The sequence below is a fragment of the Paenibacillus sp. DMB20 genome, from assembly GCF_000987955.1.
GTDB lineage: Bacteria > Bacillota > Bacilli > Paenibacillales > Paenibacillaceae > Paenibacillus_AQ.
The window spans coordinates 87,738-112,161 of the sequence record NZ_LAZU01000025.1 but is presented as its reverse complement, the minus strand read 5'-3'; the positions used below and the strand labels follow the sequence as shown (position 1 = coordinate 112,161).

Annotated in this window: 21 protein-coding genes, 2 tRNA genes and 1 other annotated feature; of the genes, 4 read left to right on the top strand and 19 right to left on the bottom strand. The window is 52.6% G+C overall.

Annotated elements, in window-relative coordinates; all coding sequences use genetic code 11:
* Positions 1 to 59: 59 nt before the first annotated feature.
* The 4 genes from XI25_RS11290 to XI25_RS11275 form a co-directional block, all read right to left on the bottom strand.
* Entirely contained in the window at positions 60 to 1,265 is a 1,206-nt protein-coding gene (locus tag XI25_RS11290; RefSeq protein ID WP_046678669.1) for an aminotransferase class I/II-fold pyridoxal phosphate-dependent enzyme, read from the bottom strand.
* 13 nt (positions 1,266 to 1,278) lie between these two features.
* Positions 1,279 to 1,779: an Lrp/AsnC family transcriptional regulator gene (locus XI25_RS11285; RefSeq protein ID WP_046678668.1), complete on the bottom strand. Its 501-nt coding sequence runs from the start codon at positions 1,777 to 1,779 to the stop codon at positions 1,279 to 1,281.
* Positions 1,780 to 1,969: 190 nt separating this feature from the next.
* The gene (locus tag XI25_RS11280; RefSeq protein ID WP_327204766.1) at positions 1,970 to 2,353 is read right to left on the bottom strand and encodes a spore coat protein; all 384 of its coding nucleotides are present in this window, start codon (positions 2,351 to 2,353) and stop codon (positions 1,970 to 1,972) included.
* An 18-nt stretch (positions 2,354 to 2,371) separates the two neighbouring features.
* Positions 2,372 to 2,608: a hypothetical protein gene (locus XI25_RS11275; RefSeq protein ID WP_046678667.1), complete on the bottom strand. Its 237-nt coding sequence runs from the start codon at positions 2,606 to 2,608 to the stop codon at positions 2,372 to 2,374.
* Between the two features lie 229 nt (positions 2,609 to 2,837).
* Between XI25_RS11275 and XI25_RS11270 the strand changes: the two genes are divergently transcribed.
* Positions 2,838 to 4,073: an NAD(P)/FAD-dependent oxidoreductase gene (locus tag XI25_RS11270; protein ID WP_046678666.1), complete on the top strand. Its 1,236-nt coding sequence runs from the start codon at positions 2,838 to 2,840 to the stop codon at positions 4,071 to 4,073.
* A gap of 43 nt (positions 4,074 to 4,116) precedes the next feature.
* On the opposite strand, the gene XI25_RS11265 is transcribed toward XI25_RS11270, so the two are convergent.
* The 4 genes from XI25_RS11265 to XI25_RS11250 form a co-directional block, all read right to left on the bottom strand.
* Complete coding sequence (locus tag XI25_RS11265) at positions 4,117 to 5,322, bottom strand: MFS transporter (RefSeq protein WP_046678665.1); 1,206 nt, start codon at positions 5,320 to 5,322, stop codon at positions 4,117 to 4,119.
* A gap of 173 nt (positions 5,323 to 5,495) precedes the next feature.
* Positions 5,496 to 6,059: a hypothetical protein gene (locus XI25_RS11260; protein WP_046678664.1), complete on the bottom strand. Its 564-nt coding sequence runs from the start codon at positions 6,057 to 6,059 to the stop codon at positions 5,496 to 5,498.
* A 130-nt stretch (positions 6,060 to 6,189) separates the two neighbouring features.
* A complete protein-coding gene (locus tag XI25_RS11255) occupies positions 6,190 to 6,609 on the bottom strand; it encodes a DUF350 domain-containing protein (RefSeq protein WP_046678663.1) in 420 nt (139 codons plus the stop codon).
* A gap of 119 nt (positions 6,610 to 6,728) precedes the next feature.
* Positions 6,729 to 9,095, bottom strand: coding sequence for an endonuclease MutS2 (locus XI25_RS11250; protein WP_046678662.1), 2,367 nt, complete (start codon positions 9,093 to 9,095; stop codon positions 6,729 to 6,731).
* 162 nt (positions 9,096 to 9,257) lie between these two features.
* Here XI25_RS11250 and XI25_RS11245 point away from each other — a divergent pair, with 162 nt between their 5' ends.
* Positions 9,258 to 9,617: a phage holin family protein gene (locus XI25_RS11245; protein WP_046678661.1), complete on the top strand. Its 360-nt coding sequence runs from the start codon at positions 9,258 to 9,260 to the stop codon at positions 9,615 to 9,617.
* 182 nt (positions 9,618 to 9,799) lie between these two features.
* Positions 9,800 to 10,189, top strand: coding sequence for a cytochrome c oxidase subunit II (locus tag XI25_RS11240; RefSeq protein ID WP_046678895.1), 390 nt, complete (start codon positions 9,800 to 9,802; stop codon positions 10,187 to 10,189).
* Between the two features lie 160 nt (positions 10,190 to 10,349).
* On the opposite strand, the gene zapA is transcribed toward XI25_RS11240, so the two are convergent.
* The 9 genes from zapA to XI25_RS11195 all read right to left on the bottom strand — a co-directional run bounded on the left by zapA (position 10,350) and on the right by XI25_RS11195 (position 22,868).
* Positions 10,350 to 12,185: a cell division protein ZapA gene (gene zapA / locus XI25_RS11235; RefSeq protein ID WP_235439826.1), complete on the bottom strand. Its 1,836-nt coding sequence runs from the start codon at positions 12,183 to 12,185 to the stop codon at positions 10,350 to 10,352.
* A 325-nt stretch (positions 12,186 to 12,510) separates the two neighbouring features.
* Positions 12,511 to 14,961: a phenylalanine--tRNA ligase subunit beta gene (pheT, locus tag XI25_RS11230; protein ID WP_046678660.1), complete on the bottom strand. Its 2,451-nt coding sequence runs from the start codon at positions 14,959 to 14,961 to the stop codon at positions 12,511 to 12,513.
* Between the two features lie 28 nt (positions 14,962 to 14,989).
* The gene (pheS, locus tag XI25_RS11225; protein ID WP_046678659.1) at positions 14,990 to 16,024 is read right to left on the bottom strand and encodes a phenylalanine--tRNA ligase subunit alpha; all 1,035 of its coding nucleotides are present in this window, start codon (positions 16,022 to 16,024) and stop codon (positions 14,990 to 14,992) included.
* A 72-nt stretch (positions 16,025 to 16,096) separates the two neighbouring features.
* Positions 16,097 to 16,367, bottom strand: a binding site (T-box leader).
* Positions 16,368 to 16,460: 93 nt separating this feature from the next.
* Positions 16,461 to 17,297 (bottom strand): nucleotidyltransferase domain-containing protein, encoded by an 837-nt coding sequence (locus tag XI25_RS11220; RefSeq protein ID WP_046678658.1) that lies wholly within the window; start codon positions 17,295 to 17,297, stop codon positions 16,461 to 16,463.
* 101 nt (positions 17,298 to 17,398) lie between these two features.
* Positions 17,399 to 19,255: a ribosomal protection-like ABC-F family protein gene (gene abc-f, locus XI25_RS11215; RefSeq protein ID WP_046678657.1), complete on the bottom strand. Its 1,857-nt coding sequence runs from the start codon at positions 19,253 to 19,255 to the stop codon at positions 17,399 to 17,401.
* On the bottom strand, positions 19,194 to 19,493 hold the full coding sequence (locus XI25_RS11210; RefSeq protein WP_046678656.1) for a hypothetical protein: 300 nt from the start codon (positions 19,491 to 19,493) through the stop codon (positions 19,194 to 19,196). Before XI25_RS11210 ends, abc-f begins: the two co-directional genes overlap by 62 nt.
* Positions 19,494 to 19,657: 164 nt before the next feature.
* Positions 19,658 to 20,623 carry an ornithine cyclodeaminase gene (locus XI25_RS11205; RefSeq protein WP_046678655.1) on the bottom strand — a complete coding sequence of 322 codons (966 nt, stop codon included), beginning with the start codon at positions 20,621 to 20,623 and terminating at the stop codon, positions 19,658 to 19,660.
* An 11-nt stretch (positions 20,624 to 20,634) separates the two neighbouring features.
* A complete protein-coding gene (gene sbnA, locus XI25_RS11200) occupies positions 20,635 to 21,603 on the bottom strand; it encodes a 2,3-diaminopropionate biosynthesis protein SbnA (RefSeq protein WP_046678654.1) in 969 nt (322 codons plus the stop codon).
* The gene (locus XI25_RS11195; RefSeq protein ID WP_046678653.1) at positions 21,603 to 22,868 is read right to left on the bottom strand and encodes an AMP-binding protein; all 1,266 of its coding nucleotides are present in this window, start codon (positions 22,866 to 22,868) and stop codon (positions 21,603 to 21,605) included. The genes sbnA and XI25_RS11195 overlap by 1 nt, the downstream gene beginning before the upstream one ends.
* 249 nt (positions 22,869 to 23,117) lie before the next feature.
* On the opposite strand from XI25_RS11195, the gene XI25_RS11190 reads away from it, so the two are divergent.
* Positions 23,118 to 23,903, top strand: a complete 786-nt coding sequence (locus XI25_RS11190; protein WP_046678652.1) for a YheC/YheD family protein — start codon at positions 23,118 to 23,120, stop codon at positions 23,901 to 23,903.
* 300 nt (positions 23,904 to 24,203) lie between these two features.
* On the opposite strand, the gene XI25_RS11185 is transcribed toward XI25_RS11190, so the two are convergent.
* Both XI25_RS11185 and XI25_RS11180 read right to left on the bottom strand, forming a co-directional pair.
* Positions 24,204 to 24,277: transfer RNA gene (locus XI25_RS11185), tRNA-Gly, on the bottom strand.
* An 11-nt stretch (positions 24,278 to 24,288) separates the two neighbouring features.
* Positions 24,289 to 24,362, bottom strand: a tRNA-Pro gene (locus XI25_RS11180).
* Between the last annotated feature and the right edge of the window lie 62 nt (positions 24,363 to 24,424).

The window sequence follows — 24,424 nt, the reverse complement described above, 5'->3', positions numbered from 1 at the left end:
TCTTTGTAATGAAAAGTAAATTTTTTGTTAATTAAGGAAATGGATCAACTATCTTCTTTTTAAGTTAATTTCCGAACAAAATTGCCCATCCGATCCAAAGCTTCATTAAGCTGGGAAATCGAAGTGGCGTAGGAGCAGCGGATAAAGCCTTCGCCGCCAAGACCGAATACCGATCCCGGAACGGCTGCAACCTTCGCCTCCGTGAGCAGCCGCTGGGCAAACTCATCCGAAGTCAAACCGGTGCGCTTGATGCTTGGAAAGGCGTAAAACGCTCCATGCGGTTCATGGCATTCCAGCCCGATATCGCACAGTCCCTGTACGATAAGGCGGCGGCGCTGGTTGTACGACTCCATCATGCGGTCTTTCTCCTCCATGCCGTTTGTGAGCGCCTCAAGCGCGGCGACCTGACCCATAGCCGGGGCACACATCACGGTGTACTGATGGATCTTAAGCATGGCGCTGAGCAGTTCCGGATGGGCACACGTATATCCCATTCTCCAGCCGGTCATCGAAAAAGCTTTGGAAAAGCCGCTTACCAATATCGTGCGGTCCTTCATGCCGGGAACGGACGCAAAGCTTACGTGCTTTCCTTCATAGGTTAATTCAGCGTAAATTTCGTCGGAAATCACGATCAGATCGTGTTTCTCCACAACCTTGGCAATCGGAAGCCAGTCCTCGTAAGTCATGATGGCCCCGGTCGGATTGCTCGGGTAGCAAAGAATCAATACTTTGGATCTTGGGGTGATGCTGGCTTCCAGCGCTTCCGCCGTCAGCTTGAATTGATTCTCGGCCGTGGTCTCGATTCCAACAGCCACGCCTCCGCTAATGGAGGTGATAGGGGTATAGGATATATAACTCGGTTCGGGAACCAAAATCTCATCCCCCGGAACGATCAAGGCCCGGAGAGCCAGGTCGATCGCTTCGCTGCCTCCTACGGTCACCATGATTTCATCCTTCGGGTCATAGGATAGATGAAAGCTGTCATGGAGATAACGGGCAATGGCTTCCCGCAGCTCCGGCATCCCGGCATTCGACGTGTACCGCGTAAAACCGCGCTCAAGGGAATATACGCAAGCTTCGCGAATATGCCAAGGAGTCACAAAATCAGGCTCGCCCACGCCCAAGGTAATAATATCTTTATTCGCACTGACCAGATCGAAAAACTTCCGAATTCCGGATGGCTGTATATCCCTGACCAAAGGTGCCAGATAGGAACTCATCGGTTTCCTGTTGTTTTCTGTTAGTTGTTCTTGTTTCACAATCATACACACTCTTCCTTTACGGCGAGATCAGGAGACGATTGTCTTCTTCGCGTTCTTCATAAATAATCCCGTCTTGTTTATATTTTTTCAAAATAAAGTTGGTTTTGGTTGACAATACCGAATCAATCGGGGACAGCTTCTCCGACACGAAATTCGCGACCTCTCTTAAAGTACGGCCTTCCACTTCCACAAGCAGATCATAGGCGCCAGACATCAGGTATACCGATTTCACCTGCGGGAAAAGATAGATTCTTTCGGCAATTCCCTCAAATCCTCTTCCCCGTTCCGGAGTGATCTGCACCTCGATCAGTGCGGTAACCTTGTCTTCTTCCACTTTTCCCCAGTTCACGACCGTTGCATACTTCACGATAACATGGTCGTTTTCCAGCTCCGAAATCGCGGTTTTCACTTCGGCTTCCTCTACACCGAGCAGTGTAGACAAAAGAGCCGGAGATCTTCTCGCATCCTCTTTCAACAGGTCAAGCACTTTCAATTTCAGTTCGCTTAGCTCTTCCATGGGTTTTCCTCCAGCGCTTAATTCAGGCAGACGGCCAAAGCCGGGTTCCTGTAAAGAGATTAATACCTATATTACAATAATTCATGCACTCTGTGCAAAGAAAAAACCGAAGGCTTTTCGCGGCATTTGGCGGGAAAAGCCTTCGGTTTTTGGATTGATCGTTTCAGAGCGGGCTCACCCGTGGTTAATATTATTGTGCGGGAACATTCGGACGATGCTCGGGCACGTTTGGGGCGTGCGAATAAGCTCCGAGTCCCGCTGTTTTTTGACCGGTGAATTCACGGGTTTTTTGATTGTTTTTTTGTATTTCCTGCAGCTGCTTCTGCACGTCACTCTTCATGGCATGGGGCACGGCGGAAGGATATTGTTTATTTTGCTCAATCAGCTGATACATTTCGCCCTGCATTTTCAGAGTTTCCGAGGTTAGAGTCGTAAACATGCTTCGCACGTCCGGGCAGGAGGATTCGGTTGTCGCTGTCGTATATTCACGCACGGTACGTTTTAATTCGTTCAGGATCGTATTCAGCATATCCTCTTCCGGCAGGAAGGTGTTCCCGTTTTGGGCTGGCATCATAAGCTTCCTCCTTTATGCTTAATGGGATTGCGTCGGCGCGATGTTTTGATGGCTTTGAAGCGATTGAACGAGCATGTCCATATGGCTCTCATGCTTTTGCATGAACCCGAGGAGCGCCTGCTGTACGGACAGATTTTGGATGGACGCGGCCGCTGCGGCGCAATGCTTGGCAAGCGCGCTTTCGTTGGATACGCAATCGACGATGTAATCCAGTTCCTTCGAAGTTAAAGGCTTCATTTGCTGATCTGAAGGCATTGTTCGTCAACCCCTTTCCGGTTTAGCTGCATAAAATGGTGTTCAAAAATCTGCGGCCGGGTAACTCGGCCTTCGAACGGCCTTTATAGTATGGCTAGATCGACGAATTGTATGTGGCGCAATAAATGTCGTGAGATGGATCATACTGAAAAGAGTCCGATTTCGATTTCATAAAACGCAGCCTTTCATCGCTTGGGCAACGTTTTTTAACAGGAAGGTGGTTTCATTTATGAAGCTGACCGGAGGCCATACTCCATGGGAGGCGCTGTATGCCGGAACGATTCCGCAATACCCCCGATTGGAAGCGGACATTTGCTGCGACGTTGTCGTGATCGGAAGCGGCATCAGCGGAGCTCTTGCAGCCTATGTGCTGACCATGCAAGGTGCCGACGTTGCCGTTTTGGAAAAAAAACGGGTCGGCTGCGGCAGCACTTCCGCCAATTCGGGGCTGCTTCAATTCATGAACGACGACAGTTTGAACGAACTCATCGGAAGGTTCGGGGAACGAAAAGGCACCGGCTTTTACCGCATGTGCGCGAATGCGGTCAACCGGCTGGCCGGCATAGCGGAAGAACTCCCTTCGGATGTGGATTTCCGTCGCCGGAGCAGCCTGTACTACGCGACGATCGATGAGGATGCGGGAATGATCCGCAATGAATACGACACGCTAATCCGCCACGGTTTCGAGGTGGAATATTGGGACCGCGACCATATTAAATCCAAGTTCCCTTTTTCGCGTGCGGCAGCTTTATATACGAAAAACGATGCCGAGGTTAATCCGTACAAATTGGCTCTGGCACTCTTATCCTCCGCTGCAGCCAAAGGGCTTAAGGTGTTTGAACACAGCTGCGCGAAACAGGTGAAGTATTCGGAAAAGGGAGTCAGCGTTCAGACGGTGCACGGCTCCGTAAGGGCCGATACGTTGATCTGGGCACTCGGGTACGAAACGCAGGAATGGAAGCCGGATAAATCCGCCTCACTCGAATGTACCTACGCCATCATGACCGAGCCGGTTGCGGACTTGTCATTCTGGCATGAGAGGGCCTTGGTTTGGGAAAGCAACAGACCTTACCTGTACATGCGCACGACGCCGGATAACCGCATTATCGCAGGCGGCCTGGACGAGCCTGTACCGAAAAACGGGCGTCCGAAGGACCGGCTGGCCGGTTACAGTCAAAGGCTCATCAATGAAATTCGCGATCATTTTCCCGGTTTGGTCAACCTGAGAGCGGAATACAGCTGGAGCGGCCTGTTCGGATTTACCAGGGACGGAATTCCATTGATCGGCCGGCATCCGCGGTTTCCCCACAGCTATTTTATTGAGGGTTACGGAGGAAGCGGGACGGTTTATAGCATGATCGCAGCGGATTTGCTGGCTCAGGCCGTTTCAGGAAGCGAGCCCGAGGAACTTTCATGGTTTTCTTTAACCCGTTCCTTTAACATGCAACCCGGATTTAGGGCCTAAAGACAATAAAGCCTCCCGCCTTCGGTTAAGGCGGAGGCTTTATTTATGCTGCCGTTTGACGAATGTTCAGGATTTTCCGCAAAAACAACCATGTTCCGATGGGGGAAGCTCCCAAAACCAACAGCAGCAAAGTCAAGATCCACGGGTCCTTCCGAAAAGACAAGACGGCGATGAAAATAAGCAGGCCTGCGATTCTTCCGGTCATCAGGCTGATTTCCCGGACGACGACAAGCTCTACCTTTTTTTCCGCATTCTTACGGCTCGTCCCCATCAAATCAAAACTGACGGAGACCGCGGGAAGCATGAACAACGGCATGAACAATGAGGTTCCTATCCCGAGAACAAGCAAGGTCATGTAATTCACGTCCCACAAAAGCGGAACGACCACAAGGACCATAATAACGGCTCCCGCAATCATTCCTGCGCTTCGGTATGCCGGCTTCAGCCACTTCCCGGCCGCCCAGTAGCTTACCAGGGAAACCGCCGACGTAATTAGCAAAAACTGCCCAAGCCGCGATTCCTGATTCGTTGCCGTATAGACAAGAAGTGCGATCAAGAAGGAAAAAACCCCTTCCCGTATGCCTTGCATGGCTAAGCCGGCTATGGCCGAGCGCCATGTCCCGTCCTTATCTCTCAGCCGCCGGATCCCTTCAAGCCATTCATAATGACCGCTGGCAGGTCTTTTTTTCAGAAAAAAGCTGAGGACCGCGGTACATCCGAAAATAACCATCGAAATGGTAAAAATCAGCCTGTACCCCCGATCTCCCTGCAGCCAAGTGATGATCAAGCCGGACGCCCAGGGACCTACAATGCCGGTTATGGAGCCAAGCAGACCGACCCATCCGTTAAACCAGTCCCGGTTCTCCGCATCGGTAATTTCAAAATAAACTACATTAAACGCAAGCCAAAATAAACCAAGCGACAATCCAAGCAGCAGACCGAGCGGCCAAATGTAATCAATGGCATTCTTTCCGGCTCCCAGGACAAACAAATAAAACAAACCGGAAACGGCGATGCCCAGCCGCAGCGCGTTCATTTTATTGCCCTGCTTCACCCATTTGCCCGCAATCCAAAACGTCAGCCCGAGCGCAATCTGCTGCGCCATCGTAAACCAGGCGATCATCAAATAATCCTGCCTGCTCTTCCATAGGTACACATTCAGAAAAGTGCCGGACAATGCCCCGGCAAGCACAAACAAACCGTTTACCGCCAGCAGCAGCACCGTTTGGCGGTCTCTGTGCCGCTTCATGCGTAACCGCCCCCCTTCAGCAGCCGAGTTGTATTCCAAAGTTAAGTTGCCCCAAGGATAATAAGTTCATAACCTTAAAAAACCAAAAATGCTGACACCTCAGCGCAGGCTTTGGGGAAGGGCTTCCGCACAAAAAAATGAGCAGCACCATCGCCGCTCATTTTTTCATTATTTTATTGTGCCGGGTCTCCCGTTAATCCTTTGATCAATCGCAAACGGTCATCTTCCGATAGCGTATATTGGACCTGAAAGCATCCCGAACAGATATAGACGTTCAGATGGAACGGAGGCTTCAGCAGGGGCGCCTGAAGCGAAGCCGGCAAGGCAGGCTCAAAAGCTTCACCGCTCACCTTCTGCGTTCCGGCAAGCATCATATATTCCCGGCAATGGAAGCATTCGGGCGTTTCATCCTGATCATCAAGCACGCTCTCGACGGATTCCTCATATGCCATTAGATCATGGTCATCGCCGTATTTATCCAATACCCGAATCGCCGGAACCGTGCCATCCCCGATTCCCCAGAAGGGTTTATTCAAAATATCGCCGCTTTCATACTCGTCATCCTCTTCGGGAGCATGTTCTTCATTGTCAAGCTCCCCATTCTCACCCTCAAGCTCGATGTTCAGCGTACGATAGCCTTTCAATTCATTGTCGCAATGCGGACAGTTCTCTTCCGGTCCGATTTCCTCGTCCCATACAATTTCTGTCTGGCACCAAGGACACACAGTCGGTTCCATCCCTTATTCATCCCTTTCCTTGAATCTTCAATTTATTTCCACATTAAAAATACAATACCGGATACAAAAAAGATCAAGGCTGCCGCGAATAATACCCGCGGTAAATATTTCATCGCCCTCGCTCCTTCATTTAAATGATGCTTGCGCCTATAACGTAAGACAAGGAAACGGTGATGATCAATACGATCAACCCGACCGCCCGGTTATCTTTACCGATCTCTTCATCCACGGAAAAAACAGGCGTCAAAAACTCGAGCAGGAGATATGCCCCAAGCAGCAATACGAACCCGATAAACGACCATATAATCATATCATAGACCGATGTATTCAACTGAATGCTGAAACGCATCACATTGCATATGCCGAATATTTTCCCTCCGGTAGCCATCGCCGCAGCGACGTTGCCTTTTCGGATTTCGTCCCAGCAGTTATATTTGGTAACGAGCTCAAAGCAGGATAAGTACACAATGAGCGCTAGAATCGCAACCGAGAAATAGCCGACCATCACACCCACAGGATGAGCCAGCAGCTGATCAATGCTTTCCGTCATTTTCCCCGCGTTCCTCCCCGTAAAATCGGCGGCTGCGCGGCAGTCCGCCGGTCTTCACACATACTTTTAATTGTATACGAGTCAGAGAACTTTCGGTTCCGAAAACCATGGCGCGCATATTATTTCAGCTCCGCGATCGTTACGCCGGTGCCGCCTTCCCCATAGTTTCCAAGACGATAGCTTTTGACATGCTTATGCTTCCGCAGATATTCCTGAATTCCGGTCCGCAAAATTCCCGTACCCTTGCCGTGGATAATGTAGACCTGACCCAAGTTGCTCAAGAATGCTTCGTCGATGAACCGATCGACTTCGATCAAAGCCTCCTCCAGGTTCTCGCCCCGCAAATCCAGCTCGCTCCGGGTACTTTCGTCCCTCGTCCGCTTCAGAACCGTTGCCGTCCGCTGAGCCTGCGGCTTCTTGCTCGGCGCCGCCGACAGCAGTTCCAGATCGTCCAGGGACACCTTCATCTTCATGATGCCAAGCTGAACCAAAGCTTCCTTCGCTCCGGCCATTTCAACGACATGCCCCTTCTGGTTCAAGCTGTATACCATAACCTCGTCTCCGGGCTCGATCTTCCGTTTCTCCTTGGGGTTCCGCTGCACGGACGATTTCCTTTTCTGCTCCGGCTCTGCTTCATCCAGCCGTTTCCGGGCTGCAATCAGCTTATGCTCCTTGACGGATGCCCCTTCCTCCTGGGCAAGCTTGCGCAGATCCGCGATAATCTCCTCCGCTTCGCTGCGGGCCTTGTCCACGAGCTTTTTCGCTTCCAGCCGAGCTTTGTCCACATACTTGTCCCGCTGCTCCTCAAGTTTGGCCAGTTCGCGGCTGTGCCGTGCCTTCAGCTCCTCCAGTTCCTTCCGGAGAGCCTCCGCCTTCCCGCGTTCCACTTCGGCTTCGTGCCGGTTTTCTTCCAGGGAGGCGATCATGTGCTCTACGCGCTGATCCTCTTCCTTAACCTCTCCCCGGGCAAAATCCAAAATGGCGCCGGGGAGGCCCAGACGCTCCGCAATAGCAAATGCGTTGCTTCGTCCCGGTACCCCGACAAGAAGACGATAGGTCGGGCTGAGCGTATTGATATCGAACTCCATGCTGGCGTTAATCACGCCGTTTCGCTCATAGGCGTAAGCCTTCAACTCGGAATAGTGCGTGGTCGCAATCATTCGGCAGCCCATGGCGTGGATGTGCTCCAGAATCGCAATGGCCAAAGCCGAGCCTTCCGCGGGGTCCGTACCGGCGCCGACTTCATCAAGAAGCACAAGACTTTTCGGCGTCATGTTTTTCAGAATTCTTATTATATTGGTCATATGGCTTGAGAACGTACTCAAGCTTTGCTCTATGCTCTGTTCATCCCCGATATCGGCGTAAATGGCATCGAACACGCACATCTGGCTTCCTTCCTCGGCCGGGATGAACAAACCCGACATCGCCATCAAATTCAGGAGGCCAATCGTTTTCAGCGTCACCGTCTTGCCGCCGGTGTTCGGCCCCGTGACGATGATGGACGTGTAAGAGTTGCCAAGATCCACATCAATCGGTACAACCTGATCTAGGGGAATAAGCGGGTGCCGCCCTTTTTTCAGTTTGAGGTAACCTCGGTCGTTCATTCGGGGAAGCGAGGCTTTCATCACATGAGCCAGACGCGCTTTGGCAAAAATAAAATCTAGCTGGCCGGTCAGATCCACATCTATGGCAAGCAGATCCGCCTGGTCTCCGACCAGAGCGGTCAATTTCTGCAGAATGACCTCAATCTCCCGCTCTTCCTTAAGCCGCGTTTCCCGAAGTTTGTTATTCATCGCAACAATGGACTCGGGTTCAATGAATAAAGTTGCGCCCGAGCCGGACTGGTCATGAACGATCCCGCCAAAATACGAGCGGTATTCCGCTTTTACCGGAATGACAAACCGGTCGCCCCGGATCGTAATAAGTTGGTCCTGCAGCATTTTGGCCACGGACTGGGAACGGATCATGCCATCCAGCTTCTCGCGGATCCTCACCTCTCCGTTCCGGAGCTCACGCCGGATTTGGGCCAGCTCCGGACTTGCGGAATCCATCACTTCAGCGCTTTCGTCAATGCAGGCTTTTATGGCGTCCTCAAGCGGTTTTTGCTCTGAAATGAGTTCGCTTAGATTGTACAGAATCTCGATGGGCTCGTCCTCGTGAATCTGGGCAAGGAAGCGCTTGAGCCGGCGCGAACCCATAATCGTGTTGGCAACGGCAAGAAGCTCGTGCGGGTTCAGCGTTCCGCCGATACGCGCACGCTTAAGCGGTTCGGTAATGTCCGTAATTCCCCCGAAAGACGGGCTGCCCTTCAAACGGTCTACGGTATAAGCCTGGTCCGTGGCCGCCAGCAGCTGTTTGACGTCCTCAAGCTGCACCGAAGGCTTCAGTTGGTCAACGATCGTTCCGCCCATGGAAGTTTGGGTATATTTAGACAGCGTATTTAAAATTTTTCGGTATTCTAACGTCTGTAAAATCTTGTCGTCCAAGAAGTTCACAACTCCTCTCAATCATTGCCTTTATTATATCGAAGACCATCCATTTTCGCTATTTTCAGGATTTTGGCCGATAAATCCTTCCACACATAACTCACTTGAAATCGGAACAAAATAAGTTTGCGTAAATTTGCAGCTTAATAAGGAGGCCGTTCGATGCAATTTCTCGGGCATGTCATACGTTTCATCGTTTCTGCGCTTATTCTGATGATTGTGGGCTGGATCGTTCCGCTGTTCAGCGTAGGGGGATTCGGAAGCGCCCTGCTGCTTGCTCTGGTCATCGCCGTTCTGGGATGGATCATCGAAAGCGTATTTGGAACACGGGTTACCCCGTTCGGGCGGGGCATTGTCGGATTTCTGGTTAGCGCTCTTGTCATTTACGTCGCTCAATTCCTCATTGCCGACGTAAGAGTGACCGTTCTCGGAGCACTGCTGGCTGCCCTTGTCATCGGAATTATCGATTTGTTCATTCCGCTGGCAACGCCATTCGACAAGAATAAAAACGAGAATAAGTAAAATCCGAAGCCGGTTCGGAAAAGCAAGTTCCTGTTTAAATGCAGGGACTTGCTTTTTTCATGAAAAAAATCCCAAAGGAAGTTCACCAATTATTCATATTCAATTCAGCGCACAAACCAAATTTTTACGTTATCATTATAGAAGAAATTTTCACACAATATATAAAGTTAGGGGAGAATTTTATGAAAAAAACGCTTGCATTGATAGTTTCCTGCATGTTGCTGTTTGTTTTGGCGGCTTGCGGCGGGGATAAAGACTCAGCTTCGCCGAACGAAACCGGCGTTACGGATACAGGGGTAGCCCCGGAAGCCGAGCTGGTCATTAGCGCCACCAACTACCAATTCGATAAACAGGAATACACCCTAAAAAAAGGCGTGCCCGTTAAGATTACCTTCAAGAACGAGGAAGGCAACCACGGCGTGTTGATCCCGGCCCTCAATCTGCAGTTGGACAGCAAAAACGACTCCGCGGTCGTTACTCCGGACAAAACAGGCGAGTTCGATATCTCCTGCTCCATCATGTGCGGACCCGGACATACGAAGATGATCTCCAAACTGATTATCGAGGAGTAGGCCAGAATAAGCTTCCCTCTATAACCAGGGAGACAAAAACAATAACCTCCAGCATTCCAAGAACTCTTGCGAATCTGGAGGTTTTCTATGTCGATATGATGAATACGTGGAGCATATTCCCGTCTTTCCGTACATTCTTGTCAGCTTTGGTCCTGCTCAATCAGTTCAATCCATTCGTTGTACTCCACCTGAAGTTTGGAATACTCTCCTGAAGCTTGCGATGCTCCTCCTCCAGCTTGGCGGAATTCTCAAGCTGAAGCTCCCGTTCGGCTTGAAGCAGTCGGTATTGGTGCATGACGAGCTCATATTTTTCACCGAGCTGGGACAGCTCCTCGGCCGCCTCTTTCTTCTCCTCTTCCAGTTGTTCGCAGGTCTCGCTAGAGGCCGCGATCTGCTGCTGCCAGGCATCGAGCTCCCGTCTGAGCGTTTCCTCCGTTTTCTCCCAATCCCGGCGTTCTTCCGAAAGACCCTCATACTTCGTACGCCATACATGAAGCTCTTCTTCTGCAGATTTAAGCATGGCGCTCAGCTCATGATCGCGTCCGTCGCGCTCGGCTGCCGATTTACGAAGATGCTCCAACTGGGAAGATACGGAATCGTATTCTTCCTCCAGCATTTCGTACAACTTTCGCGTTTCTTCTTCCCTGTCCGCTGCCTCACGGCTTGCTTTTTCCATCTCTTCCATTTGAAGCTGAAGCTCGTTCAGCTCCTGTTCGGCGGTATGACGGCGCGAAGCCTCGCGCTCAGCCTCGCCCTTAAGAACCTGCAGTTCCTCCTGAAGGTTTTTCATGCCCTCTTCCAGGGTTTCCGTGACCTCGAGCGCTTCAACCATGCGCATTTCCAGATCTCCGATCTCCTCTTTGCGCTGCTCGGCAAGTTTCTTCCAGGATTCGACATCGGTATTCAAACGCTGGATATCGTCATGCAGCTTTCTCGAGTTCTGATTTGCATCCACCACAAGCTTTTGAAGACGGCGGCGTTCTTCCTCCGACTTTACGGCCTCCTGCTTCAATCCATCCCGCTCCTGAGTAAGCTGATCCGTTTTCTCCTTGGCCGATTGAAGCTCTTTCGCCGAAATTTCAAGCTGACTCCGCGTTTGCTGCAGCATCTCCTTAAGCTTGGAAGACTCGCCCTTAACGGCAGCCAGCTCTTTCTCGCTTCCTTCAAATCGAGTTTGCAGCGTACGGCCCGCATTTTGCTGCTCGGCCAGTTTTTTCTCCAAATTTTGAATGGACGATTTGAGCAGGGATTCCTGCTCGGAGGCAGACTGCTTATATTTTTGTTCCAACCCCTGGACGGTCTGGCTGTGGCTTTGCTTCAACTCCTCCAAGGCCTGCGCATGTTTCTGTTCTGCCTGCTGAAGCAGGCGCTTATGATTGGACTCGTGCTGCTCCGCCGATTGTTTATGGCTTTTCTGCAGCTGCTCCAACTGCGCCGCATGCTGGTTTTTTAAATCGTCGATCGTCTGCTTATGCTTCTTTTCCCACTCGGACGTCCGCTGGGAAAGCGTATTCTCCAGATTTTGCTTTTCCTTCAGCAGCTCGGACACACGCCGGGATTCCTTCTGCAGCAGCTCTTTGGTTCGCTCCGATTCGGCATTCAAAGCATCTTTGGCGGTACCCAGTTCTTTCGCAAGGGCTGTCTGCTCGTTAAGCCGACGTTCCAAATCCTCGGTGTGCTGCTTGAAATGCTGCTGCTGTTCCTGAAGAATGCCCTGGATCCGGGCCAGCTCCGAACGGAGCTCGCTCCGCTCAGCCGTCAGCAACTTGACCTCGTTCTGAAACTGCTGCATCTGCACAGCTTCCTCGGCCATATGTACTGCCGCAAGAACGGCAATTCTCGGCGTATCCAAACGGGAGTGTGCCTTGGAAATCGAGCGCATCCGCTCGTCCACATAATTGGCAACTTGTTTCATATATTCGCTGCTGCTGCCCACAAGTTTATAGGAAGTTCCGTAGATTTCCACGGTAACGCGTGTACGGTCAGGTGTAGTCACAGTTGTGCCCTCCTTCGATTGTCTGTTGATCTAAGATGTCTTTACGGTCTATCACCTTTCTACATTATATATGAGAAAGCTCTTCTAGACGAACCTCGTGTCAGCCAGACCGTATTTTCCCAGATTCATTTATCGGTGAGGAAGCGTTACGCCTCCATGGCTTATCATCCGGTGCAAGTAGAAACGAAAGCCATTCATCCTTTTAAGAAGGCGATGTGTTCCGAGAGTCATATAAATCCGAAGCGAAATTGAAATCCTATGCCTTCTTATATTTCAAAAAACCGCATCGAATGGTGTAATTCGATGCGGCTTCCCCCAATTCCTGCTATTTTCTTAATTCGGCGCCAAAAGTTTCCGTCAGCGCTTGAATCGCTTTATCGGTGGCTCCCGTCACTTCATCGTCGGTCAGCGTCCGTTCCTGGTGGCGGTAGGTCAAAGCGATCGCCACACTCTTCTTGCCTTCGCCGAGCTTGCTGCCGGTGAATACGTCAAATACCTGCACGTTTTGAAGCAGCTCTCCCGCGTGTTCGCGGATGGTGCTCATCAGGGCACCGGCTTCGACCGATTCATCCACCACGATGGCAAGATCCCTCTCCATGGCCGGGAACCGCGGCAGATCGCGGTAGACGATTTCGCTGCTCGCAAGCTCATAGAGCGGTTCGAGCAATATTTCCGCGACGTACGTATCTTGAAGATCTTTTGCCTGCTGCAGCTCGGGGTGAATCTGGCCGAGCGTTCCCAGCAGCACTCTGCTTTCGCCATCCTGAACGTAAATGGAAGCGGAGCGGCCCGGGTGATAATCCGCCGGACGGTCCGCCGCAAACACGACCTCTTCGGATGGAATACCTAAATATTGGATAACCGTTTCAAGCGCACCCTTCAGATCGAAGAAATCGACCGCTTCAGGCTGCACGTTCCACTGCTTGTTCCCGCGACGGCCGCATAGCAGAAGCCCGAGCGCAGGGCGTTCCTGCGGCTGCTTCGTCAGCGTTTCCTCTTCCGTATGAAACAAGTTTCCGATTTCAAACAGCGCCAGATCCGGCTGCTTCCGATTGGCATTGTACGCAGCGATGTCGAGAAGCTGCGGAATCACGCTTGTGCGCAGCACGCTGCGATCCTCGCTCATTGGCATGGCCAGCTTCACAGCCTTGCCGCCGTTTCCGAGCAAAGTAAACGTCTCGGCTTGCTCCGGATGAATGAAGGAATATCCGAGCACCTCCTGCCATCCGCCATGGGTAAGCAGACGGCGGATGGCACGGCGTACGGCCTGAGGTTTCGTCAATCCGCCAGGAGTCGTCGCTCCTTCGATGGCTGTCGTCGGGATATTATCGTAGCCGTAGAGACGGGCAACCTCTTCCATCAAATCCACGTCAAGCGAAATATCCCCGCGGCGGGTCGGAACCTCTACCTCGATCAGGCCCGTTCCGGCATCGCCGCAATCGAAATGAAGGCGGGCAAACAGCGTTTTCACCTCAAGCATGGACAGGTCCGTGCCCAGATGACGGTTCAGTTTTTCCAGGGAAAGCGTGATGACCTTAGGTTCGACCGCTGCGGCCCCGGCTTCGACGATCCCCTGATGAACGGTTCCTCCGGCATATTCGGCCATGAGAGCTGCCGCACGGTTCAAAGCCGGGATGACTGCCGCCGGATCCACTTCTTTTTCGAAACGGGAGCTGGCCTCGGAACGAAGGCCGAGCTGACGGGACGTTTTTCGAACCGTTCCTCCGTCGAACTTGGCCGACTCCAGGAAAATGTTGACCGTGCCGTCCGTCACTTCGGAAGTAAGGCCGCCCATGACACCTGCCAGTGCCACCGGTTTGTCTCCCGCCGTAATCACGAGCATATGAGGCTCCAGACGACGCTCTTGGCCGTCCAGCGTCACCATCGTTTCTCCGGCGCTGGCCATCCGAACCAGCACCGATCCGCCCTCCAGACGGTCCGCATCAAACGCATGCAGCGGCTGACCGTATTCCAGCATGACGTAGTTTGTAATATCCACGATATTGTTGATAGGGCGTACGCCTGCGGCCATCAGCCGATTCTGCATCCAGAGCGGCGATGACCCGATCGTAACGCCCGTAATATAGCGGGCCGCATAATGGGAGCACTCTCCCTTGGCTTCGATGGATACCGAAATATGCCGCTCGGCCGCGTCGCTGACCTCTACAAGGTCCTTTTCGGGCTTCGGAAGCGACAGCTCGCGTCCCAAAATCGCGCTGACCTCATAAGCCGTACCCAGCATGCTCAGGCAGTCCGACCGGTTCGGGGTCAGATCCAGCTCCAAAACCTTATCGTCCAGTCCGAGCACTTTTAGGATCGGCGTACCGATTTCCGTGCTCTCCGGCAGAACCAGAATGCCTTCCTGCAGCTCCTTCGGAAGCAGCTTGTCGTTCATGCCCAGCTCTTTCGCGGAGCAGATCATGCCTTGGGAAACGACGCCGCGGAGCTTCGCTTTTTTTATATCGAGGCCGCCCGGGAGCTTCGCGCCGACCTGCGCGACCGGCACTTTCTGGCCGGCGTCGACGTTTTTGGCTCCGCAGACGATCTGAAGGTCCTCGCCTTGTCCCGCATCAACGACACAGACGTTTAGCTTATCCGCATCGGGGTGCTTTTCCTTGCTCTTTACGTATCCCACGACAACCTTGTTGATGCCTTGGTTCCGGTCCTCGATAATATCAATTTCGATCCCCGCCGAGGTGATTCGGCCAGCCAGGTCTTCAGCCGTGACGCCGTCCAGGGAAATATATTGGGACAACCATTCCGTTGATACTCTCATGTCCGTTCACTTCCTTCTTTTGATTAAGTTAGATCCGAGCAAACTGTTTCAGGAACGACATATCGTTATTATAGAAATGCCGGATGTCGTCCACGCCGTATTTCAGCATCGCAATCCGTTCCACGCCCATCCCGAAAGCGAAACCGCTGTACTTCTCCGGATCGTATCCGCCCATCTCAAGTACTTTCGGATGCACCATGCCGCAGCCCAAAATTTCCAGCCAGCCCGTCTGCTTGCATACCCGGCAGCCGCTGCCGCCGCATTTCACGCAGGATACGTCAACTTCGGCGCTTGGTTCGGTGAACGGGAAAAAGCTCGGACGAAGCCGGATTTGCGTGTTCTCCCCGAACATTTCGCGAACGAACTGAAGCAGCGTGCCTTTCAAATCGCTCATCCGGATGCCGCTTCCGATCACCAGCCCCTCGATTTGATGGAATTGGAAGGAGTGAGTCGCATCATCATCGTCCCGACGGAACACGCGGCCGGGACAAATGATTTTGACGGGGGTTTCCCCTTTCATCTCCAGCATCGTCCGGGCCTGCACCGGCGAGGTTTGCGTACGCATCAGCAGATCCTCGGTCAAATAGAAGGAATCCTGCATATCGCGGGCCGGGTGGTTCTTCGGAAGATTCAAGGCTTCAAAGTTAAAATAATCCGTCTCCACCTCCGGGCCTTCCGCCACGCGGTAACCCATTCCGATAAAAATATCTTCGATATCCTGAATCACTTTGCTAAGAGGATGCACGGACCCTTGAGGGAGCTTCCGTCCCGGCAGGGTAACGTCAACCTTTTCTGCGCGCAGGCGCTCTTCGGTTTCCTTCCGCTGGAATTCCTCCTGTTTGCCCGATATCACTGCTTCAATCGCGCCGCGCACGTCATTGGCCACCTGGCCGATAACCGGACGCTCTTCCGCGCTGAGGGATCCCATTCCTCTCAAAATTTCGGTCAAGGCCCCTTTTTTGCCCAAATATTTAACCCGCAGATCGTTCAGGCTGTTCGGATCCGCGATCTCCCGCAGCAGGCCGAGAGCCTCCTGTTTTAATGCCAACAATTTTTCCTTCATGGCCTTTCATGCCCCCTTCATGGTCTCAAGATGTCTAGACAGGTCAACCAAAACAAAAAGGCCTTTTCTCCCGAAAGGGACGAAAAGACCGTGGTACCACCCTTGTTAGTCCGGATTTAAAGGCTAAAATAACCAAGTTATTCCGTGCTTCAATACCTCGAACTCACTTTGACCGACGTAACGGATCGGAACCCGATATCCCCTACTGAACGGCAAAGCGCCGGGTTCAGGGAACTGCTCCGGAGCGAACTTCGGCAGCCTGTTTCCATAGAGACACTCTCAATCTCCGGTGTCTCCTCCCTGTACAGAGGCACTGCTTACTCTTCTCCTTCAACGCATTTCAATATATCAGCATATATAGCCATTATTATATTCAATTATCTCTCGAATGACAAGTTAATATGCTTGTTCTTGTGGCCGGTTGTCGAAAAAACTTCTATTGATCAAGCAGCATATCGGTTTCCCGGACAAGCTCCTTTAGCAGGTCAACGCCTTCTCTTGTTTGGGTCTCATCCGTTGAAAGAAGGGTAAAGATCCTGTCGACGCGCTCCTTGTAATCCTTGGGTTTGACCGAAAAACCGTTAACCAAGGCCGCCGCCTTTTTCTCGTTGATGCAGTACTCCTTATTCTTGGCGAACAGGGCTTGATTCATGCAGGCTATCGTCCGGAAGCAACAACCGGCGACAAAAGAAATATCGTCTCTGCTCGCGCTGCTGTCCGCATGGATTGAAGAAAAGGAGGCCTCGAACCTGAAATAGCCGATCAAGGCCTTTTGCAGCTCGGAAGGATAAGGATTCGTCTTGGCTTTTAATGCCGCTATTTTCCCGTTAGGATCAGATAAGACTTTGCAGACGGACACTTCTCCCATGTACATTACATTCAAAAACGCATGCGGGTGTCCGGCATGGTAATGCGTCGAAACGTTTCCCGACAAGCAATCGTCGATCACCCGCGACACCCGGTTAATATCGCGCAGTATAAGGTCGACGTGCAGGCCTTGGACCACCAGCCAGCCGCCCGCATTCACCCACGGACCCCATCCGCCAAGCGGGGAAACCAGGTTTTCCCGGTGCTCGTCGTCAAACTGGCCAGCGATCCGGCTCAAATCACCGACGCTGAAACCGTCTGACTCGTCATAATATATGCCGATATCGATATCCGAGGCGGGCCCGGCATTGCCTCTGGCCCTGGACCCGCCCAGCACGACTCCTGCGATTCCCGGAACTCCTTCCAGCTCCTTGCTGATGAACTTCACGATTTCGTCTGCCGTCATCTTTTTCATCTCCTATCATTAATCCTCGGTCAGAATACTTCGCGCATTCAAGAAGCTTATAACTTAATGAACAGCTGAACCTGTGTTTGAACGCATGAACGTTAGCTGTCGCGGAGCTGTTCCAGTTCCAGGCGCAGCGCCCGGATTTCCCTCATCTGTCCCTCTTCTTCCGTAGCGTCGCCGGATATTCCAAGCAGAAGCTCCTGAATCCGGTATTCCAGCTCCATCCGCCGGTTCTCCTTCCCGCTGTCTCCCCGGATTACATGGGTGCGCGATGCCTGCTCTTCCTCCTCCTGTACGCTTCCTTCGAACCAGACCGGCTTCCCGTCCCCATTCAGCGTAAGCAGCCGGTTAGCGATCTTGCGGACGAGATACCTGTCGTGCGAAACAAGCGCGATCGCTCCCGGGTAGGATTGAAGCACGTCTTCGATCACTTCCCTTGTGTCCACGTCCAGATAGTTGGTCGGTTCATCCAGAACGAGCAAATGGGCGCCGCTGAAATAGAGCTTCAGGAAGGCGGCTCTGCACTTTTCCCCCATGCTGAGATCCCCGATGGTTTTGAATACGTCATCCCTGCTGAACAAAAAGCAGCCCAGCAGCGTCCGTGCCCTGCTTTGCGTCATATCCGGCAGGCCGAGCAGGCTGTCAAGCAGGGTCGCACTCAGATTAAGACCTTCCAACTCCTGAGAGAAGTAGCCGATCTTCAGCGCCGGATGCCGAATGATCCGCCCCTCTACGGGTTCCAGTTCTCCCAGCAGCAGCTTCAGCAGCGTCGTCTTGCCGCTGCCGTTCGGCCCCCGGACAGCCAGACGGTCACCTCTCGACAATTGGAAGCGCAGCTTGTCAAACAGAAGTCCGCTTCCGTATCCGAAGGAAACTTCTTCGACGCGGATCAGAGTCCGGGCGCCGAATTCCTCCGCCCCGAGCTTCATGTGCAGTTTCGGATCCTGCCGCGGTTTGCCCACGGCCTCCGCTTTCAGGCGTTCCAGCGCCTTCTGTTTGGCATGGTAGCGGGAAACATTTTTCTTCGCCTTCGCTTTATAAAAGCTTGCCGTGATCTTGACCTCATTCTGTGCGGCGGCGGAATCATGCGCCTGATGAAACCATTCCTGGTAATTGCGGATCGATTCCTCAAGGGCTTTCCGTTCGAGCTCCTGCTTCCGGTGAAGAGCCTCATGCTCCCGCAGTTCCCTCTCCTTCTCCCTCCGGTAATCGGAATAGCCTCCCTTATAACGCTTTAGCCCTTCCGACGTCAGCTCGCAGACAGCGGTCGCCGTCCTATCGATAAACTCCCGGTCATGGGACACAAATAATACGGTACCCTTATAGGAAGCGAGCCACTGTTCAAGCCAACGCAAACTTTCCCCGTCCAGATGGTTGGTCGGTTCATCCAGCAGCAGAAACTGCGGCTCCGAAACGAGAAGTGACGAAAGCATGGCCCTCGTTTTTTGCCCGCCGCTCAGTTGGTGAAAGGAAACCGGCCACAGCTCGGCTCCAAGGCCCAGCATCGTCATGGATTTTTCCACTTCCGTTTCCCACTGGAACCCGCCGAGCGTCTCATACTCGCCAAGCATGTGGCCGTACTTCTCCAGCACCTCCGGATTTTGCTCTGTCTCAACCGTTTCCATGAGGCGTTCGGCTTCGGCAAGCCCTTGCTTTAGCTTCCATAAATTTTCGCTGCTGCCGCGCCTTACGGCATCAAGAGCCGATAGATCGTCATCATGCTGATCCTGCTGCTTCATCCATCCCCATTTGTGGCGCGGAAGGATCATTTCCAACCTGCCGGACGAAGGCTCCCTTACGCCCGTCAATATGGACAAGAGAGTGGATTTCCCGGAGCCGTTGCGTCCAAACAACGCCAGCCTTTCTCCTTCCGCTATCTCCAATTGAACATTTTCAAATAAAATATTTCCTTGCAGCTCGATGCTGAGATCTGTCGCTTTTAAAATCGTTGTCATTTTCCTTCATCCTTTCCATGTGAAAACTCACGAAAAAACCGCAGACGATTGTCTGCGGCGGATGACCGGAAAAGAATAAGTTATCTGAATTCAGTATACGCATAAAAGCTCCGCGGACTTCCATCCCGGCTGTCCATTCCACTTCCAGCACCTTCTTTGCAAAAGCAGCAAAGAGAGATTCCATGAGCTTATGCTTACCCGATAAATTGAAGGGCAACGTATCCTTGTTTTCAGACACACCAAATCTTTCCCCCTACCGCCGTAGAGAAAACGCCTGCATTAAACTTGCAGTTGTCGGAAAAGAAAGGGTGTCTTACTTCATCGGATCGCGTTACCTCGCATTTCTTGGAATGAATTGTTTACATTATAACAAATATATTCCTGCTCCGTCTAGTTCCCGCCTTACGGGAGCTTTACTCCCTTGCCAAGCTTAACCGCCTTGCGCCAGTAATGTCCAGCGATCCCAATATCGAAAATAGCCAAACCCATCGGGTTAAAATAGACCGTGCCCGCTGCTTCCCTGCGGAAGAGGGCGCCGCGGCAAACCACATCGGCCAGCGTACGGACGTCCGACGATTGCAAACCGTACCGGAGATGCAGCTGCTCCACATCGGTATTTTCCCGGCAAACTTCATTCCAATCGTCGACCACGATCGTATTGATATGGGCAACGCTTTCGGGAATGTAATCGCGAAGGGAAACACCCAGCAGCAGCTTTCCCTCCTCCGGGGCCTCGTCAATGTACCGATTCGCCGAAACCGTACAGGTAGCGATGACGTCGGCTTGACGGTATGCGGTGCGCCAATCATCCGTTATAACCGTAATGTCCCGCAATTCGGCGGGTACGGTTTCGGGATCAATTCCTCGAAGGTCATGCAAAATAACCTGCTCCAGCTTCCCGCCGAGAACCGCGGCGCACATATCCAAGTGAAGACGACCGATCGGCCCCCAGCCGATAATGCCCATTTTCAATCCAGGGGGCTGCCTGGCCTCAACATAAGCTTGAAGCATCACGCCGCTGACCGCCGCCGTCCGGAGTCCGCTCAGCATTCCGCTGTTCAGAAAGGCCAGCGGTTCTCCCGTCTCCGTATCGTTTAATATGACGGTGTTGTGCGCGCGCGGCAGTCCGTGGAGATGGTTTTGCGGAAAGCTGGCAATCCATTTGATTCCGGCCAGGTCGAAGCTTCCTCCCACATAAGCCGGCATCGCAATGATCCGGTTCCCGGGGTCTCCGAATCTCAAATAGGGCTTAAGCGGAAACACGCAGTCGCCCGCATCCTCGACCCGGATAACATCCTTTATGATACCGATCAAAACTTGCCAGTCGATTCCCAGTTCCTGGATATGGCTATCGTTCAGATAAAGCATGCTCCCCCTCCTTACGGCAAACGGGGATCGAAACCAAGCTCCCGCCGCACCCAATCATCGTTATATACGGTATCCATGTACCGTTCCCCCCTGTCGGGCAGGATCGCTGCGCATACGGCTCCTTTGGGAATGCGTGCTTTCATGCGAAGCATCGCTGAAATGACGCCGCCCGATGATGCGCCCGCCATAATGGACTCTCTCCTTACAAGCAGACGGCAGCCTTCCACGCAATCCCGGTCGGACACATACAACACCTCATCCGCTACCTCCGGATGATACAGCCCCGGAACGATGCCCGCCCCTAGGCCCGGAAAGCGGCGGGAGCTTTTCTTTCCGCCGAAAATCACGCTTCCGGCAGCGTCGACGGCCACAATTTTGGTATGCTGACCTTTGGACCTTATATAGTCCGAGCAGCCGCGAATCGTGCCGCAGGAGCTGACGCCGCAGAACAAATAATCGATGGGCCCCAGCTCATCGCAAATTTCCTTCATCGTCATCTCGGTGTGGGACAAACTGTTGTCCAGGTTCCCATACTGATTCGTCCAATAAGCATGCGGAATTTGGCGAACCAATTCCTTTACCCGCCGTATTCGCGCCGGCAAAAACTCGCCCGTTTCCTCGTCAGGCTCGGATACGAGATCGATTTCTCCTCCAAAGCCGCGGATGATGCTCTTATGCTGCTCGGTCGTTCGGGGGTCAACCACGCATATAAAACGCAGCCCCAGATAGCGGCACAACTGGGCCAGACTGATGGCCAGATTCCCTGAACTGGACTCTACTACGACGCTGCGCTCCGTAATATCCCCGCGGCGGATTGCTTCCTTCAGTAAATAAAGCGCAGGCCGGTCCTTCCCGCTTCCTCCGGGATTCATGCCCTCCAGCTTGGCATAAGCATCAAACGGAGCATCTTGAAACAGCTGCGACAGGCGAATAAGCGGCGTGTCGCCGATGGTATCGACAATACCTCCCTCGAGCTTCATTACGATCCCTCATTTTTGTCATAGTAAATTTTCTTGTGCTTTACCGACCGGCGCTGTTCCTCATCTTGAAAGCTGCCGCCCGCCACCCGAATACGGCCGATGATTCCCGACCGGATCATCGCCCCGATCTCCGGTATGCGTTCCTCCAAATCCTGCCGGATGGCTTCCAGCATTTCCGGCGTCACGGCGTTGTCCGCACGATTCAGCCCATCGTTATCGGTACCGTATACAAATACCTTTAGTCCCTCTCTATCCATATGGACGCGAACGCTTACCCGCGAGAGGTGCCGGTTCACGACATCCTCGATATCGTAAATGCTAATCTTCTCGCCATGCTTGAGGTCCGGCCCGATTCGTTTGACGATGCTCTGAAAACTCATCCGCTCCACCCCGTCTACGGTAATGGGGCGTAAATCTCGAACCACGTCATACGTTACATAACGTATCGCAGGAAATGCCTCCCGTACCGTCGAAGTCAGAACAAGCACCTGTTCCTTCCCGGGAAGCGGTTCTATCCCTTCGCCGAGATCTTCTGCCCCGACCCCTTCAGCACTCAACCCCTCGGCCAGCAAATAACGTCCGTGCTGCGGCGAATGATAGGCTATCGTACCCATTTCAATGGAGCCGTACGTATCCGTAATCCGTTCCTCATCAATGCCAAGACGTTCGGCGGCACGCCGGATCCAACCGGCAGGGGCCATCTCCCCCACGAGAATAACATGGCGGATGCCATATGCCTCGGGATGCTCGGAAGCAAGCAGTATACGCTCCAAAATTGACGGCATCGTGTAGAGCACCTCAGGCCGAAAGCTTTGCAATCGATCCAAATGCTGTTCGATCGGCAGCGTGTAGGGAATCGATTCAACCTCCATTCCCAGTTCCCTGAACACCTGGACGGCCGTCGCTTCCGCATGGCCCGTTCCCATATCCGCCAAGGCGGTTCGATAGCCGGACGTGCCTAAAACGGTACGGAAAACATTCAGCTTAATCCGCATATATTCCGCTTCATCGGCCTCGGAATAATATATGATTTTGCGTCTGCCCGAGCTGGTGCCGGACGTGCGGTATTTGTAAAGTCCTTCTGAGCCTTGAAGCGGATTATCGTCTGAATAATAATGCTTCTCCAGAACGGATGAGGTGATCAGCGGCAGTTGTTCCAATCGATAAGATTCGTCTATCTGAAGAGCACCAAGCCTATGAACATACCAGGGACAGTACTTGCCAATCCGTTCAATAACCTCCTGAAGAATTGCAGACGAGATCATAAAACGGGCCTCCTCTCAGTTGGACCTAATGTGCCTGTTCCTTCAATCCACTTTATGCAATGCGTGCTTGGTCATGTTCTTGGCCCCACCTTCAAAACGTAGGGCTGCCCGGGATAAAACGTCAATGCAGGCCTATTATTGCGGAAGGATCCGCACAGCATAGGCGGCTTAACCACACCCTGCCGTTCCTTTGGCCATATAATAGATTGCTAAGCTACCAGCCCATTCTTGAAAGGAAGGACGAGAGACATGGCAAAAAAGCCTCCAAGAAGCAAAATCCTGAAAACAAAAATCATGGCCGCCAGCCCAAAGCTGACGGAACATATTCCTCTCACCCGACGGTTGAACCGTCAACTTTTGTCTCGCATGCTCAATCAATATGGCATGGTCTATGTAAAGCCCGATGAAGGCGCTCAGGGAAAGGGCGTTATCCGGGTAGAGAAAACAAAACAAGGCTACCGTTACCAACACGGTATGAATGTACCCGCCTTCGCCGACTTCGGATCGATGTACGCTTCCCTCCGCAGACACATTCGCCATAAGCGGTATCTGGTTCAAAAAGGCGTTCATCTGCTCAGGTACAACGGGCGTCCATTCGATTTTCGCGTCATGATTCAGCGCAATCCGAAAAGGCAGTGGGAGTGTACCGGTACGTTCGGACGCCTGGCCCACCCCCGCAAAGCCGTTACGAACGGAAGCCAAGGGGGCTCGATCTACGAGCCTTCCGTCCTGCTCGCACCCCATGCCGCCACCGGAGAGGTTTCGACTGTGCGGCGAGGCATGAATAAACTCGCCCATTGGACTGCCGCCAGATTAAGCCGGACTTTTCCTCAATTGAACGAGCTCGGTTTGGATATCGGCTTGGACCGGAGGCTCAAACCATGGATTTTGGAGGTCAACTTTTATCCCGATCCATGTCCGTTTACCCTGCTGCCGAATCCAAGGGCCATTCGCACCATCGTGGCCTACGGCAAAGCTTACGGAAGACGGTATCGTCTAAAATGCACCAAGGCGAAGAGAGGCTCCCTCAGGTAAAAGACTGATGGCGGCTGATCGTTATCTTTTTTCTATTGGGTTCGGTTGCTCTGAAAAAACTTGCCCGATTCGATCAAAACGTTGAAACGGGCTTTTTCTCTGTCCAGCAAACGCAAAAAACCGCCTTACGGCGGTTAACTTATGTATGGAGCGGGTGATGGGAATACTCAACATTCTCTATTCTGAACTGCCTGCGGCAGGTCTGGAGGTTAATGTTGACGCGCGTCCTGATTTCCATCGCTACGATGTACGCACGGACGGTCGAACCCTGGGGTTCGCTTCCCCTTAAACTGTGGTTAATGGAGCGGGTGATGGGAATCGAACCCACGCTACCAGCTTGGAAGGCTGGAGTTCTACCATTGAACTACACCCGCAAATTTGACAATCGGGACGACACGATTTGAACATGCGACCCCCTGGTCCCAAACCAGGTGCTCTACCAAGCTGAGCTACGTCCCGTCAAAAACTTGCTGTCTTAACGACAAAAATAAATATACCACGGAGCATCGACAAATGCAACT

What these genes read in the sequence shown, in the direction of transcription:
- XI25_RS11290 (WP_046678669.1), bottom strand. Translation starts at nt 1,265, where the DNA reads ATGATTGTGAAACAAGAACAACTAACAGAAAACAACAGGAAACCGATG.
- XI25_RS11285 (WP_046678668.1), bottom strand. Translation starts at nt 1,779, where the DNA reads ATGGAAGAGCTAAGCGAACTGAAATTGAAAGTGCTTGACCTGTTGAAA.
- XI25_RS11280 (WP_327204766.1), bottom strand. Translation starts at nt 2,353, where the DNA reads ATGATGCCAGCCCAAAACGGGAACACCTTCCTGCCGGAAGAGGATATG.
- XI25_RS11275 (WP_046678667.1), bottom strand. Translation starts at nt 2,608, where the DNA reads ATGCCTTCAGATCAGCAAATGAAGCCTTTAACTTCGAAGGAACTGGAT.
- XI25_RS11270 (WP_046678666.1), top strand. Translation starts at nt 2,838, where the DNA reads ATGAAGCTGACCGGAGGCCATACTCCATGGGAGGCGCTGTATGCCGGA.
- XI25_RS11265 (WP_046678665.1), bottom strand. Translation starts at nt 5,322, where the DNA reads ATGAAGCGGCACAGAGACCGCCAAACGGTGCTGCTGCTGGCGGTAAAC.
- XI25_RS11260 (WP_046678664.1), bottom strand. Translation starts at nt 6,059, where the DNA reads ATGGAACCGACTGTGTGTCCTTGGTGCCAGACAGAAATTGTATGGGAC.
- XI25_RS11255 (WP_046678663.1), bottom strand. Translation starts at nt 6,609, where the DNA reads ATGACGGAAAGCATTGATCAGCTGCTGGCTCATCCTGTGGGTGTGATG.
- XI25_RS11245 (WP_046678661.1), top strand. Translation starts at nt 9,258, where the DNA reads ATGCAATTTCTCGGGCATGTCATACGTTTCATCGTTTCTGCGCTTATT.
- XI25_RS11240 (WP_046678895.1), top strand. Translation starts at nt 9,800, where the DNA reads ATGAAAAAAACGCTTGCATTGATAGTTTCCTGCATGTTGCTGTTTGTT.
- pheT (WP_046678660.1), bottom strand. Translation starts at nt 14,961, where the DNA reads ATGAGAGTATCAACGGAATGGTTGTCCCAATATATTTCCCTGGACGGC.
- pheS (WP_046678659.1), bottom strand. Translation starts at nt 16,024, where the DNA reads ATGAAGGAAAAATTGTTGGCATTAAAACAGGAGGCTCTCGGCCTGCTG.
- XI25_RS11220 (WP_046678658.1), bottom strand. Translation starts at nt 17,297, where the DNA reads ATGACGGCAGACGAAATCGTGAAGTTCATCAGCAAGGAGCTGGAAGGA.
- abc-f (WP_046678657.1), bottom strand. Translation starts at nt 19,255, where the DNA reads ATGACAACGATTTTAAAAGCGACAGATCTCAGCATCGAGCTGCAAGGA.
- XI25_RS11205 (WP_046678655.1), bottom strand. Translation starts at nt 20,623, where the DNA reads ATGCTTTATCTGAACGATAGCCATATCCAGGAACTGGGAATCGACTGG.
- sbnA (WP_046678654.1), bottom strand. Translation starts at nt 21,603, where the DNA reads ATGAAGCTCGAGGGAGGTATTGTCGATACCATCGGCGACACGCCGCTT.
- XI25_RS11195 (WP_046678653.1), bottom strand. Translation starts at nt 22,868, where the DNA reads ATGATCTCGTCTGCAATTCTTCAGGAGGTTATTGAACGGATTGGCAAG.
- XI25_RS11190 (WP_046678652.1), top strand. Translation starts at nt 23,118, where the DNA reads ATGGCAAAAAAGCCTCCAAGAAGCAAAATCCTGAAAACAAAAATCATG.